The sequence below is a fragment of the Stygiolobus caldivivus genome, from assembly GCF_019704315.1.
GTDB lineage: Archaea > Thermoproteota > Thermoprotei_A > Sulfolobales > Sulfolobaceae > Stygiolobus > Stygiolobus caldivivus.
On record NZ_AP024597.1, the window covers coordinates 819,801 to 833,074 of the forward strand.

A 13,274-nucleotide genomic window follows, 5' to 3' on the forward strand; every position below is an offset into this window, starting at 1 on the left:
CTACTTCTCATGAAAGTCTTATTCAAATCAATAGTAGTAGTATTAATAGCTGTAGCACTAGTAACGGGTTTTATAATGTTTGAAGTACATGGAGCTACATCTAATACCTCGAATAATAAAATGGTGTCTACTACAGACCCCAAGTATGTGGGATCAGTTTACATATATAACGTCTCAGCACTAGACACTTTCATATCTTCATATGGTTATAACGTGAGTAACATTACAGACGTATTTGGAGAAGGTGTAGTCCACATAATTGACTCCAATTTCACAAAAGGTACTCTAGGTTATATTCAAGTGAAAGGTCCTGAAGCATCTTTCATATTTTACGAGCTAAATTCAACTCTAGTTCAACACGGCTTTAAAGAAGGGTCATATAAAAACCTGATATATTACTATGCTAATAAGACAGCTGTCGGGTTTGACGGTCACTATATATACTTTGCCCACGATAACGTCTCCACGTCTTATGCTATTAACATGTTAATCTCCCTTTACAACTCTCCCAAAGTCTTGCCTACTCCGGTGAGCGGGTTGATCCTGAAAGGCTATATAAAGAACACTTCCTTTGAGGAGTTTGCTAAGGGAGAACAAATAATACTTAAGGCTAACTCTACTTCAGCTAACTTCACAAGGCTAGAAAAAGTCTTCCACTTCTTCTTGTTTGAGACTCATAAATACGAAGTCAGCGGACATGTTATACTTAGGAACTCCACTCAAGTGGTCTACGAGTTGCAAATTACCTACAAAGGGCAGTCTTTATATGCGGTAGTCGGTATAATGAAAGGGAATAACGGAATTACTTATGGTGATATGATAATATCTCCTCAACAGATAAATTACTCGGAGATATATAACTACATGTGAGAGTTGAGGACATAACACGTTTTTTAGAGATCCTAAGGTTTTTTATATTCTCAAGGTTTACTAAGGGTTTCGTATTCCTCACAATAGCTTTTTCCGCTATAATGCTACTATTTTACCTGAGTATAGGTAAGTTACTTTTTATTTCGGACTTGTTAGACCAACTGAGAGTGAGCGTACTAGAGTTTGTCACTTTCTTTCTCATCTTTAATATCTTCTCCTCCATTGTGCAGAAAGCTGACTTTGACTTTTTGATAACAGCACCCATGAAGACTTCATATCTGGTCTTGCTCTACCTATTCGGTAGTATCTTCACAGGTGGCGGGTACTTTTTAGTCCTAAGCGCTATAATGTTCTTCATATATGAACCTCCGTTTTCTTATCTCGCCTTCCTCTCGTTCTCGTTGTTCGGGCTCGGTATTAGCTCTCTGACTCTAGCTAAAAACAAGGTCCTCCTTATCCTCTTTTTAGCCCTTATCAGTTGGTTACCGTACTTTCATGTTTACTATACTCCCACTTCGCTGATATTTGGTAAAATCGTGTACGGTTCGGTGACTTCCGTTTTACTTTCCCTATTCTTATTTTATTATTCAATAACGCGCGCCGACCTCCAGATGTCCGGCTCTAAGGGTAGGAACAATCAACGAAACCTTATAGACGGTAAACACTCTGTTGTAAGGTATATCTTCTCCACTTATGAGTTTGTTTGGGGGTACGGTTCGACTTTCTCGGGACGGAGGCTTTTCTTCTACGTAATACCATATTATAAGGCCATAGCTTTGTCTGGCCTCCTTTCTCTTCTGTACTTCGCTCTGGAGGTCGTACTAAGGCCCCCTTTTTATACCGGGGTGATAGCACCTAATGTACTCATAGTCTCATTCCTTTCAACTACAGGTCTCTACGCACTATCTCAGGAGAGGCCTTGGTTGACGTTTCTGTCTATGGACCCCGGCTCTTTATTGGCCAAGAAAATAACCATTAAAAGTGTCCAGACTACACTCCTCTCTATTCCATTCGCTTTGGTGGACGTTACGATAGGTAAGGCCGCTATGGGTATATCCTTAATAGGTGGTGTCTTACTAGGTTACCTCCTGACTACATTACTTATGAGTAAGCTAAACCCAATACAGTTCAGGGGAGAGGTTTATAATTACAGAGCTGGGAGCGGTATGGTGTTTGTGATAATGGCTGACTATTTCGTAATAGCTATGACAGTATTGTTAGGGCTGTTCCTTATTGCGAGTATAGTGTATTTGCTTATATCAACACTCTTTCTACTGTTTATATTTTCTAGTAAAAAAATGTGGGAAAAAATAGGGTTTAACCTTGTTGAGAAAGGTTTTCAATAGCTGTCTCTTCTAGAGGAACTAAGTTAGTATCATATCCCTTGTAGTACCACCAGAATGAGGCTAATGCACCGATGGCCCAGAGGACTATGTTGTATACTACATAGTCTATAATACTAATGTTCTCGGTAAGATAAAGTGAGACAGAATATGCGACTATAGGGACTGCCCTTACTAGCCCTATAAAGAAAGCCCTGTTCTCTGTAGGAAATAGTAAAGGCTCTAATATTGTCCTTGCCCCCCATGCGAATTCGCTAAATAACATATTAAGGGAAAGCAGAGCGTAAAATACTAACAAGTAAACTCCAGTAATACTTTTCGCAATGGTGACCAGTGCTAAAATCGGGAACATAGTCAGGGTACCGCCTAAGAATGAAGTTAGGACATAACTCCTCGACTTAACCTTACTTACGATATAAGTAGCTATTAGACCTGCTAAAGACGTGGCTAGTGAAGCAACGAAGATGATCACCGAGTCATAGAAACTGTTTGGGAAATAATAGTCTGCTATCGCGTAAGCCATCAGACCGAAAGTCAAGTACTGTGATACTCCAATTGCGACTAGGAAAAGGTACCTATGGATTAGCGGTATTTTATTTACATTCACGTTCCTGATCTGGACTTTGTCTTCTCCTTTAGTAGTAAGTAATTCAGCGTTCTTATTCGCTTCTTCAATTTCTCCCTTGGACATTAACCACCTCACGGACTCGGGCAAAGACAACCTCACCAGAGCTAATACGAGACCCACAGTGATAGCGGATATACCCAGAACCTCCATTACAAAGGTAGAACTCCCAATAATACTATACGCAATTATTGCTAGAAAAGCAGCTACAGTACCACCTACGTTATCGAAGTTAGGCACTAAAACTAATAGTTTTTCTCTCCATTTAAGGGGAAAATTTTCTGCAGTATAAGAGAGACCCGTAGGTACTTCTCCTTCCACACCTATATTTGCTAGCAACAGACCTGCTAGGACTAAGGGGATAAAAACAGAACTTGAGGAAGAAATATAGTAAGCGGTAAACGATACTACTATCGCACCAATAGTGTATAGGGAGAGAGTTACGTAGAACGTTTTCTTTCTACCTAATTTCCTATCTGACAGATAAGGCAGTAGGAGAGTCCCGATCAGGGGGTAAACTGCTGGTAGAGCTAGGTAAATAGGGTTCCCTTTTGCCAGACTGAATGTGAGAGGTGCTATAGATGTTATTAAACCCCACATAAAGTAACCAAGGCTTAATGAGAGGAATAACTTCCAGTGGTTTACTCCCCACTTAGCCTCGTCTACTTTTTCAGTTATGTTAGCCATGGTGATATTTTAGAATTAAGTAAACTATAAAGTTGCTTATTATCAATTTTGAGCAATTTTTTATGGTACTATTTAAAAAAATCGAAGTTTTGTACTTTGTACAAGGGTAGGCAGAAGGCGCCCAGTCCTAGACCGAGAGGGGTATGCATTCCTTAACTTTCTGGATTAAATACTCTATTTCTTCCTTCGGCGGTGAAGGGACAAAATACCTCCAACTCTCATCATTTAAGGAGGGAAAAGACATAATTACCCTTTTTACAGTCTCACACTCTTCATCGTTTCTCATTAAGCCCGAGTTATCTTTTATGAACTGTTTAAGAAAGCGTAAAGCAGTCAAGGGCTTGCCCATCTTTAGTAAGTTCTCTATCACGTCTATCGTTTTAACCACCAATGTATACTACCAATTATGACTCCGGCAATTAATGAAATTATTCCGTAGACAGAGACTTGTGAGACCGGCACCAAGTTGCTGAAAATACCGTAACCCATAAGGATCGTGGCAGACACGGATAAGATAAGGTCTGAGATTGTACTTCTGCCTTGAATTTTCTTCGTGAAGAACGGGTATACTGAAGACACGATAGTATGTGAAGCATATAGAGTAACCAAGCTCATCTCGGTAGTGACCGTATAAACGGTTAGGTATGAGTTTGTGACCGCGGCTAGAACGTTTATTGAGATAAATACCGTGGCCAGTATTAAGATCGAGAGTAACATATCTTTTCTTATCAAACTGTACGTAAGCCTAGATAGTGCAACATAAGCAGCTGTGACTGAGCCTATTAGGCTGTTTACAGTCAGGAGTAGAAATATTAGTGCATATGTGTTGCCCATGAACTTTTCCGCTATATAAAAGCCTGGGTACTGTGTAACGTTAAGGAGGTTATGTATACCGGAATTTGAATACCCTACAGACGCTATTTCGAAGTAAGACGCAAAAATTACAGCAATAGCAGCAACACAATAGGCTATTATATATGCTTTCCCCACAGTTTTACCTCTGCCCTTAGCCTCGTATCCTAAGAAGAACGATGCCCCACCCCCAGCTAAAGTGAAGCCTACTGCTAGGGACCCTGAAAACAGTGCAGAGGGAGACACGCTCGGCAATAGAGGTTTAATTGATAACCCGGTTACAGTGAGGACTTTTATTCCCAGTAAGAGTATGAAAATTATTTCCAGAGTAGATGTAATAAAAGCGTAGTATAAGGGTGGCCTAATTCCGGTAAGTAATAGTATGGTCAATACTATGGGTATTAGTAGTTCAAAAAAGCTGGGGTCGACATTAAATTCCGAAGTTATTACGACTCCCGCTAAATAGGTGGAAGCTGAAGAAAGGTATAGTGTATAGCTCATCCAATACAACCAGCCTGAAATTTTACCGAGTAGTTCGCCCCCTCCACTTCTCGCAAAGTCATAAGTACCTCCCGTAGTAGCAACTACTTTAGAGTACCTATACCCTATCAAGACCCACAAAAAATAAATGAGGGCCCCTAGGAGACCGGCCAAGAAAGTAGATGCTAGGGAACTCGAAAGGGCGTAGGTGAGGTAGGCCGATACAGACCCCAGCGGGGCTATTGAGCTCAGTGATTGGGCATAAACTAGCTCAGGTCTTATCGTCTCTTCTTTCGGCTCGAGCCTCTTGGATAAGCTGTCCATACGATTGCTTTAAATAAGCCGTATTTAATTTTTAATTATGGACAGCAAGGAGAAAGCTGAAATTTTGGAAAAAGCTAAGGATGAATTACAAGATATAATAAACGACATAGAAGATTTACTTGAAAAAGTATATAATAAAGAAGAATTAGACAAACATGATATAAAAAATATAATAGAAAGACTCGAGGATATAAGAGATGATTTAAGGGAATTAAGCTGAAATTTAACGTTCCAATTAAATTTTAAAGCCCAAAATCAGATAATAACATATGATAATAGATCCCATAACTCTGTTGAGAATAATGTTCGCCACAATGGGCACAGTACTAATATTCTTCGGTGGAGTTCACCTAGCGTTTCACAAGTTGAACCTACCAGGTTTTGAAGGGAAATGGGCCGTTAATCTTTCTATAACATTAATATCTGTTAGCTTAGCCTTATACGTGATGACCTTTCTAGTGTTATGACCTTTTTACAACTAGTTGAAGTTAAAGCTACGGCTTGAGTAAAAGAAGTCTAAGCTCTAGTATAGTTTTCAAATACCGATTTAGAGAAAATACTTAGCCTCCTATAACTCGAAGATAATTTTAGATAATTCATCCTCATATTTCTTTACTTCACTATCCACTTTAATTTCAAATTCTTTAGTATCAGCCAGTTTGTTATTCTTAACATACCATAGGGGTAAAGTGATTTTCCCGTCAGCGTACTCTGATATGCTTTTCGGTATCCATACCTCTTTTTTATTTATTACGGCTAAGTAAGCTTTCTCGGTCTCTCCCTTTAGCTTAGCCTCCAACGTAATCCTCTCGGATCCTAACTTCCCTTCAATATCTCTCCTTATTTGGAGTGTCAGGTACCTGAGCAGGGACTCTTTATCTTCAAAGTAATTCTCTCCGTACTTGTAGATTGTAATATCATCGTATCTACAGACTTCAATTTGCTGATGATTGAACTCAGACGCGCTTCTACACTCTAAGTCTACGAGTGAGTCCCCTTTCTTCACAAAATAGTCTACTGAAAACACTTTTCCACTCCTCTTATAGACCCTCTTGATCAGCGTCCCGTCCTCTTCGTCTAAAACCCCTTCTATATATTTTACCGACCTTAATGAATGCCACACTTTATCCTTTATCCTAACTTGCCTCCACTTACCCATATCGAAGGCAAAGTAGTACTCTTCCTCGTTCTTTGAGATCTTACCTATCCTGACTTTAGTCGCCATAACTTACTTTTTCATTTTCTCACAGTAATATAATAAGTACTTTTCCTAATTCTCTCAGGGAATAAAATGTAACGTCGTTAGACTCCCTTTATTAAGTTTAAATCTCATTTCTATTACAACTACTTAAAAAGAATGAAACAGAAAAAATCTTGAGTGAACAGTATGGACAAGTACCTTCTAGCGCTTTTAGGCGAAGCTGGGGCATCTGGTCTGGCTAAAGGCATATACAGTGTGAGGAAGGAAGAGAGGTTCAAGCGGGCTTATGAAAATGAAATTCAGCACTGGAATTATTTTAGAAAATATAGGAGAAATATATTAGAAAAACCTGTATATTATTTGCTTTATTTAGTCGGGGTCATAACAGCGTTATTAGGATATAGGGCTATTAAATATGTTGTTAATAAAGCCGAGTCCGGTGCACTAGACTTTTACATAAAGAATTTTGAAGTGAAAGGAGACATAGAAAAGATAGTAGAGGACGAAAAGCACCATTTTATATCGTAACATCGTACCCCAGTACGGAAAGCCTTAATAATAGCTTAAGTGGCTGTCGTTTTGAAACTTAGGCTAAAAACTTCCGACATAGCTCTAGAGTAGAACCCTCAAAGAGTTCCTCAGTGTGTACTCTAATCTTTCATAGGTAAATAATAGACCAAAGTGCCCCACTGCAGTTTATAAAACCACCTAACTAGCTAAGGGTCGTTACTTTCTAAGCAGGGACCTTGAGGCTATACACGTATAACAGTTCGAGCACAGTTGTGGCCTTTATATCTATCATATATCACTTTCTGACTATCCCCTTTCTATTACTGCTGTCATGCAATGTATCCCTCCGAACCCTCCAGAGAGGTTCTTTATGTCTACTAAAACCGTATCGACACCCTTAATCTTCAGGTCAAAAGGTGAGATTACCTTATTAGATTTAACAGTGAGAAAATTTGTCGCAAAATTTCTAGCTTCTTCTTCACTTACAAAGTGAAAGTTAAACTCCTTTTCCTTTAGGTAACTAATTAAGTCTATCCCGTCCTTCACTAATTTACCTCCCTTGTATACACTTACAATACTCATCCTCATTAACCTCTCTACGCCTATAACGAGTTCGCGTGAAATAACGTTAAAGTAAGTGTCCAAGTGGAAGAACTCTTCAGAAGCAGGTTCTCTAACCACTCCCACTTCTTCTCCGGTAGATATCAGCTTCATTGCACCTTTGATATCGCTCCTGTTCCCTACGCCGATTAAGTAAAAGTCCCCCATGGGGTAAAAGTCCCCACCTTCTAATGTCCCTTCTGTTACCTCTTCGTAGCCTACTGAAACTGATTCCCAGAACAACTTTACTAGCTCTATTTCACCCCTCCTCTGGGGCTTTGCCATTTTACCTATAATGACCCCTCTTTTTGTCGTTATTTGTTGGTCCCTCATAAAGTAAAGGTTAGATAACGGGTTTACTAGCCTCACCTCAATATTACCGTCTTTAGCAACGAATTCCGGTCTTAAGACTAGAAATTTAGCTAAAAACCAAGGGTCTGCTTTTACTCCTACAATTTTCTTAAGTTTTTCATAAAACATTTCATCTTGAGTCGCCTTCCTAATTATGCTTTTCAATACACGGTATATCTTAACCCCTTCACCCTGAAGCGTATCTATCAGCTCCTCATATTCCCTCCTCGCTCTCATAAAGTCAAACCTCTTTTTATAGAGGGAGTGTTGGGGGCTAAGGAGCCCGAAAAAGACTTCTAGTCCGGGCTTATGTAGTGCGACTCTCCTTAGGGGTTCCCACTCTGCTCTTGCTATGGCTTTCATACTATAAGGTTCGTCTCAAAAAACTAAATCCTTTAGGGATGAAAATTAGCCTAAAAGCGTTAACACGCTGACAAGTATAGCTATAGTCCCTAATAGGAAGTTTATAATATATACGGTCTTAGTTTTTGCGACCCTCATCAGTATACCAATTATCAAGATCCCCGTTATAAATGCGGAAATTAAAGCGATAATGAGCCCCTGAGTACCTATCTGGTCTACTGCATATGACACGTTATGCCTTGTAAATAACAGTGTAGTCCCTACAGCACCGAGTGCTGCGGGGATATAGGCTAGGTAAGAGTACCTAAAAGCGTCTTCCGGTTTAATACCTAAAAGTAACATAGTTGATACCGTCATCCCAGACCTACTGACGCCCGGTAGGGCTGCAAGTCCTTGTGCAACTCCTATTATGACCATGTGCTTCAGGGACAGACCGTTAAACTCTCGGGGCTTTAGGTTTTCCCTAGTAAACTTGATGTAAACCCCGTCTACAATTAATACCGCTCCCAGTATCATCATCGGTATTGACGGGTTATAAGCGTTCTGTAATAGCTTATCTGAAATGATATAAAGTGGTACCCCTACTATACCAGTAATTAAGGTCACTATAACGAGGAATTTGAGGAGAAACCTGTCCTTAAACACCCTGACCACGTCTTTTCTAAAGTATATAAGGGCAGACCCTATGGAGCCCATTTCCATGAACAGACCAAAAGTGTATGCGACTGTTATGGACAGCCCCAAGAGGAAGTGGGAGGCAAATATTTCTTGTGTCTTGCTACTTATAGGTAACCACTCTGATATGCCTTGGACAATACCGATAATTATTGACTTAATCGCATCTATCAACCTTATTCACCTGAAAGGATAACCAGTTCTAGTGATAACGCCGTTATGTCAATGTCATGGAAAAGCAGAGATGTAAAAAGAGAGAGGGGCCCTATCAGCTTAGGGATCTTCCACCTAACTAACGACAGGGCGGCAGGTATCAAGAATATCGGGAAATAGATGTGGTTAAGGTTTAGGGCAGATAGTAATACCGAAGTGACTAACACAAAGGGTTGTCTCATACAATCGAGAACTCTTACGTTTCTAATAAAGCTCATCTACATAGTTTATATATAAAAAGATGAGATATGGATAATTTTATAGGATTATATATTATCTATAGCCCTATGAAGAAGTATTGGGTACTCCTGATATTGTTCTTAGCATTAACGGTATATGTAAAGTTAATAGGTGAGCAGAATATCCCCTTAAATGTAGAGGTCTTTAAGCTAATTAACTACAACCAATATACTCCCCTTAACCCGGTCATGGTCTTTCTATCCAAATACGGGAGAGAGTACGTGTGGATACCAGTAACTGCTATCCTCTTGGTGTTTAAGAAGACTAGGAGGACTGCAATAACACTCGCAGCGTCTTTTATATTAGCCATAATTTTAGGTGAAGCCAGTAAATACTTAGTGGCACAGATGAGGCCCTTTTATTACATTACTCCGGACTATCTGCTTGTCCCAAGACCTCACGACTTTAGCTATCCGTCCGGGCATGCCCTTATAGTTGGTGACGGGGCTATGGTCTTGGCTTTTACATCGCCTAAATGGGTCTGGGTACCCCTATTCGTAGAGGCACTACTAGTCTCCTACTCTAGAGTCTATGTCGGTGTACATTGGCCCCTAGATATCTTGGGAGGTTGGTTATTAGGGGGATGGATAGCCTTATTTACTATCGATATGGAAGGACGGGGCCTGTTAAGGCCATTTGAACGTGCATTGAAAGCTGAGTGAGAAAGGGATTAGATAGGTCAAGGCGATGAACCGGTTTACATTGATAGTATGTGAAACGGGCTAAAAAACGAAGACACCTAAAATACGTATGGACTCGTAAGTCTATACTTATCGAAGCTTTAAAGCGACGTAAATTCTTCGATTAGGTAACCCACTTAAGGGCTTCGGTCGTTATACTCTAACTAGTTCCGAGGTAATTGTTCTCTTTTTAACGAACACTTAACGTCATATTTCACACTCAACAGCCCTAAACCCTGATTACGAATATGTAATTCCACATATCCAATTAGTAAAAACATGTCGACGTAAGGGTTTTACGTAAAATATTATACATCCCCCCCCCCACGCAACAAAGGCTTTACCGTGATATAGCCCTTTACGTCCACTTTTTCTATCAAAACCAATGAAGTCCAAAATCCCACCTTATCCCAAATCAAAAGAAATTAATTTTACCGTGATAAAAAATTAAATTATGTTTCCTTTAAAATCTTTAGACCAACTACAAATAGGACTAACTGAAGACCATGAGCTGCTTAGGCAAAGTATAAGGGAGTTCTCTGAGAAATTCCTCCTCCCTAATGTAGATAAAGGAGAAAAAGAAAGGGATTTCCCTAAAGAAGCCGTTGACCAAGCTAGAGAACTGGGCCTTTTCGGGCTCGATATACCTACAGAATACGGGGGCCAAGGTGCGGACTATTTATCACTCTTGGTGACCTCAGAGGAAATCTCAAGGGTCTGGACTTCTTTCAGTGCATTACTATTAGTCCACTGGATGTTAGGTAGGGCCGTGTTGAAATACGGTAATGAAGAGGTAAAGAAAAAGTACTTACCAGAGGTAGCCAGCGGTAGGAAAATAGGGGGTTTTGCAAATACCGAACCAGAAGCGGGGTCTGATGTAGCGGGGATAAAGTCTACTGCAAAAAAGGTGAACAGCCATTACGTCATAAATGCGAGGAAAATCTTCATAACTAACGGCGACATAGCGGACTATTTAATTATTACCGCTAGGACTTCGCCTCCAGACCCCAAAGCTAGGTGGAAAGGGATAAGTATGTTCCTAGTAGAGAGGGACTGGGGTATAAAAGCTGTCAGTAGGATAGAGACTACCGGCCTTAAGGCGTCCCATACCGCGGAAATCCTGCTCGAAGACGTAAAGGTACCGGAAGAGAACTTACTCGGGGAAGAAGGTCTCGGATTTAAGTACGCTGTCGAGTCTTTCGACTATGCGAGGACTATAGTGTCTTCTCAAGCTGTAGGTATAGCCCAATCAGCTTTTGAGAAGTTAATAGACTACTCTTTGCAGAGAAAGTCTTTCGAAAGGCCTATAGCCGACTTCCAAATGGTCCAGCAAAAGGTCAGCGAATCTTTTTCCGACCTAATGACCTCAAGGCTGTTAACCTATTGGGCTGGGACGCTTTACCAAAAGGGGATGATGGACGAATATATAATTGCAGCGTCTTTAGCTAAATTCCACTCTACAGAAGCCGCAGAAAAGGTAGTGCTGAGGACGATGACCGCTTTCGGGGGATACGGTGTAACAGTGTCCACGGGCCTTGAAAGGCTCCTCCGTGACTTACAGATCCTGAAGACTTACGAAGGTACTAACGACATACAGAGGATAAGTGCGTCTAGGCAGTTGTTTTACAGGTTTAAAGGTGTGAAGGTTGGTTGACCAGCCCTTTTACAGAGATGCTCTAGTAAGGAACTTCATAAGGTATCTGGTAGAAGAGAACCCACAACAGATCCAGATAACTGATGAAATGAAGGAAAACATTTGTTCAGTCTCTGACGGTGAACTGGAAAAACTCGTGGACGAGACTCTAGAGTTCATAGTAGCTGGAAATACCAGCGGATATGAAAGGGGCACAGTGATCAAGAGGATAAAGGAGATCTGCAGTGATCAGGGTCATTGACGTCCACGTCCACTACGCCATAATGAAGTTCGGTACGCCTGACCACTGTAAAAGACTGGCCGAGACTGCTAAGGGCGCAAGGTTTAACGTAAGGAACGAGGTCGTAGAGGTAGAAAAGGTAATACTTGTACCCTCTTTCCCTTGTCACTCAGATAAATGCGGGGATGCCTTTCACGATAACGTGAAGGTCATCAAAGAGAACCCCGACTTGTTTGCGACATGGGGAGAGGTAGACCCTAACTATTGCTCAGACCCAGTAAAAGAGTTGGAGAAGCAGTACGAGCTAGGGATCGTAGGTATAAAGCTCCACCCAGTGCATAAGTGGTTTAAGCCGAACGCGTATAGGGAAGAAGAAGGAGGAAACAAAAAGTTACTCAGGATCTATGAATTCGCTGAGGATCACGGACTACCCGTCTTAGTCCATACGGGTACGAGCATAGGAGAAGGAGCTAGGAACAAATACGGTGACCCGATACTATTAGACGACGTACTGAAAGACTTTCCGAGGGTCGCCATTATAATAGCGCACGCAGGAAGACCCATTTGGTATCAGACCGCTTTTTATTTAGCCAGGATGTTTACTAACGCCTATCTGGAGATATCATCAATTCCACCTAAACACTTGCTAAACGTACTACCGAGATTAACGGAAATAGAAGACAAGGTAATATACGGTAGCGATTTCCCCTCTTATGCTGAACAAGACCTAGCAGGGTATGCCGAAGAAACATATAACGTGACGAAAAGCGAAAGAATAATGAGGGACAACGCTTTTAGGCTATTGTTTAAAGGCTAAAGTTTGGCTGTTTAGATACCCACGGAAGTGTTTGGGGTAATACCCAGCTGTCACGGTCTTTCAGTGAATACTGTTTGCCTATAAGCTACGCTGGAGCCTATAATCTGGGAAAAACGTTTTAATCGAGAGTAGTATTCACATTTTATGCATAGAGTTGAATGTAAAGATTCATTTGAAAATTGTGAGAAAAAACTTATAAATAATATATCGGGGCTGGGGATGACAATATTTTGTGTCATAGACCACCAAAAGAACGCCCAAGACGTCAATTTGAATTTGGGTAGGACTAAACTCATAACATTTGGGAACCCGAGTGCAGGTACGGTATTGATGCAAAAAGACCGTGAAATAGGTTATGACTTGCCCTTAAGGGTCTTAGCCTGGGAGGACGAAGGAAAGGTCTTTTTAACATATAAGATGCCTAGTGAAATAGCTAAAGAATATAATATCAGTGATGAGGTACTAAAGAAGATGGACGCCGTATTTAACAAATTAATTGAGAGTGTGATTGGGTAATACCTTCTTAGTCACGGAACTTAATTTAACCCTTGGCTACTGTCTTTTTTATA

At 40.6% G+C, this 13,274-nt stretch carries 17 protein-coding genes; 10 read left to right on the top strand and 7 right to left on the bottom strand.

The genetic code is table 11. From position 1 onward, the window contains the following. The first annotated feature begins 9 nt into the window (after positions 1–9). Together KN1_RS04210 and KN1_RS04215 are read left to right on the top strand one after the other, a co-directional pair. Entirely contained in the window at positions 10–870 is an 861-nt protein-coding gene (locus KN1_RS04210; RefSeq protein ID WP_221289568.1) for a hypothetical protein, read from the top strand. After that, a complete protein-coding gene (locus KN1_RS04215) occupies positions 867–2,216 on the top strand; it encodes a hypothetical protein (RefSeq protein WP_221289569.1) in 1,350 nt (449 codons plus the stop codon). Before KN1_RS04210 ends, KN1_RS04215 begins: the two co-directional genes overlap by 4 nt. Here the strand turns inward: KN1_RS04215 and KN1_RS04220 are convergent. The 3 genes from KN1_RS04220 to KN1_RS04230 form a co-directional block, all read right to left on the bottom strand. Beyond that, the gene (locus KN1_RS04220; protein ID WP_221289570.1) at positions 2,188–3,525 is read right to left on the bottom strand and encodes an MFS transporter; all 1,338 of its coding nucleotides are present in this window, start codon (positions 3,523–3,525) and stop codon (positions 2,188–2,190) included. The genes KN1_RS04215 and KN1_RS04220 overlap by 29 nt on opposite strands. Positions 3,526–3,652: 127 nt before the next feature. Next, positions 3,653–3,913 (bottom strand): hypothetical protein, encoded by a 261-nt coding sequence (locus tag KN1_RS04225; RefSeq protein WP_221289571.1) that lies wholly within the window; start codon positions 3,911–3,913, stop codon positions 3,653–3,655. After that, complete coding sequence (locus KN1_RS04230; RefSeq protein ID WP_221289572.1) at positions 3,898–5,181, bottom strand: APC family permease; 1,284 nt, start codon at positions 5,179–5,181, stop codon at positions 3,898–3,900. Before KN1_RS04230 ends, KN1_RS04225 begins: the two co-directional genes overlap by 16 nt. 37 nt (positions 5,182–5,218) lie before the next feature. Between KN1_RS04230 and KN1_RS04235 the strand changes: the two genes are divergently transcribed. After that, positions 5,219–5,401, top strand: a complete 183-nt coding sequence (locus tag KN1_RS04235; RefSeq protein WP_221289573.1) for a hypothetical protein — start codon at positions 5,219–5,221, stop codon at positions 5,399–5,401. A gap of 49 nt (positions 5,402–5,450) precedes the next feature. Beyond that, positions 5,451–5,648 (top strand): hypothetical protein, encoded by a 198-nt coding sequence (locus KN1_RS04240; RefSeq protein WP_221289574.1) that lies wholly within the window; start codon positions 5,451–5,453, stop codon positions 5,646–5,648. A gap of 101 nt (positions 5,649–5,749) precedes the next feature. Here KN1_RS04240 and KN1_RS04245 read toward each other — a convergent pair whose 3' ends face one another. Then, the gene (locus tag KN1_RS04245) at positions 5,750–6,406 is read right to left on the bottom strand and encodes a hypothetical protein (RefSeq protein ID WP_221289575.1); all 657 of its coding nucleotides are present in this window, start codon (positions 6,404–6,406) and stop codon (positions 5,750–5,752) included. A 162-nt stretch (positions 6,407–6,568) separates the two neighbouring features. On the opposite strand from KN1_RS04245, the gene KN1_RS04250 reads away from it, so the two are divergent. Beyond that, the gene (locus KN1_RS04250; protein ID WP_221289576.1) at positions 6,569–6,910 is read left to right on the top strand and encodes a hypothetical protein; all 342 of its coding nucleotides are present in this window, start codon (positions 6,569–6,571) and stop codon (positions 6,908–6,910) included. Positions 6,911–7,198: 288 nt separating this feature from the next. Here KN1_RS04250 and KN1_RS04255 read toward each other — a convergent pair whose 3' ends face one another. Genes KN1_RS04255 through KN1_RS04265 form a run of 3 tightly spaced genes read right to left on the bottom strand, consistent with a single transcriptional unit; the run spans position 7,199 to position 9,276 of the window. Continuing rightward, positions 7,199–8,206 carry an arginine deiminase family protein gene (locus KN1_RS04255; RefSeq protein ID WP_221289577.1) on the bottom strand — a complete coding sequence of 336 codons (1,008 nt, stop codon included), beginning with the start codon at positions 8,204–8,206 and terminating at the stop codon, positions 7,199–7,201. A 45-nt stretch (positions 8,207–8,251) separates the two neighbouring features. After that, entirely contained in the window at positions 8,252–9,052 is an 801-nt protein-coding gene (locus KN1_RS04260) for an undecaprenyl-diphosphate phosphatase (protein ID WP_221290536.1), read from the bottom strand. Between the two features lie 5 nt (positions 9,053–9,057). Continuing rightward, complete coding sequence (locus KN1_RS04265; protein WP_221289578.1) at positions 9,058–9,276, bottom strand: hypothetical protein; 219 nt, start codon at positions 9,274–9,276, stop codon at positions 9,058–9,060. A 105-nt stretch (positions 9,277–9,381) separates the two neighbouring features. On the opposite strand from KN1_RS04265, the gene sepP reads away from it, so the two are divergent. The 5 genes from sepP to KN1_RS04290 all read left to right on the top strand — a co-directional run bounded on the left by sepP (position 9,382) and on the right by KN1_RS04290 (position 13,221). Continuing rightward, entirely contained in the window at positions 9,382–9,996 is a 615-nt protein-coding gene (sepP, locus tag KN1_RS04270; protein WP_221289579.1) for an undecaprenyl-diphosphatase SepP, read from the top strand. Positions 9,997–10,465: 469 nt separating this feature from the next. Continuing rightward, positions 10,466–11,668 carry an acyl-CoA dehydrogenase family protein gene (locus KN1_RS04275; protein ID WP_221290537.1) on the top strand — a complete coding sequence of 401 codons (1,203 nt, stop codon included), beginning with the start codon at positions 10,466–10,468 and terminating at the stop codon, positions 11,666–11,668. Continuing rightward, entirely contained in the window at positions 11,661–11,909 is a 249-nt protein-coding gene (locus KN1_RS04280; protein ID WP_221289580.1) for a hypothetical protein, read from the top strand. Before KN1_RS04275 ends, KN1_RS04280 begins: the two co-directional genes overlap by 8 nt. Continuing rightward, positions 11,893–12,705, top strand: coding sequence for an amidohydrolase family protein (locus KN1_RS04285; RefSeq protein ID WP_225905777.1), 813 nt, complete (start codon positions 11,893–11,895; stop codon positions 12,703–12,705). The genes KN1_RS04280 and KN1_RS04285 overlap by 17 nt, the downstream gene beginning before the upstream one ends. Before the next feature lie 144 nt (positions 12,706–12,849). Beyond that, the gene (locus tag KN1_RS04290; RefSeq protein WP_221289581.1) at positions 12,850–13,221 is read left to right on the top strand and encodes a DUF302 domain-containing protein; all 372 of its coding nucleotides are present in this window, start codon (positions 12,850–12,852) and stop codon (positions 13,219–13,221) included. The last annotated feature ends 53 nt before the right edge of the window (positions 13,222–13,274 follow it).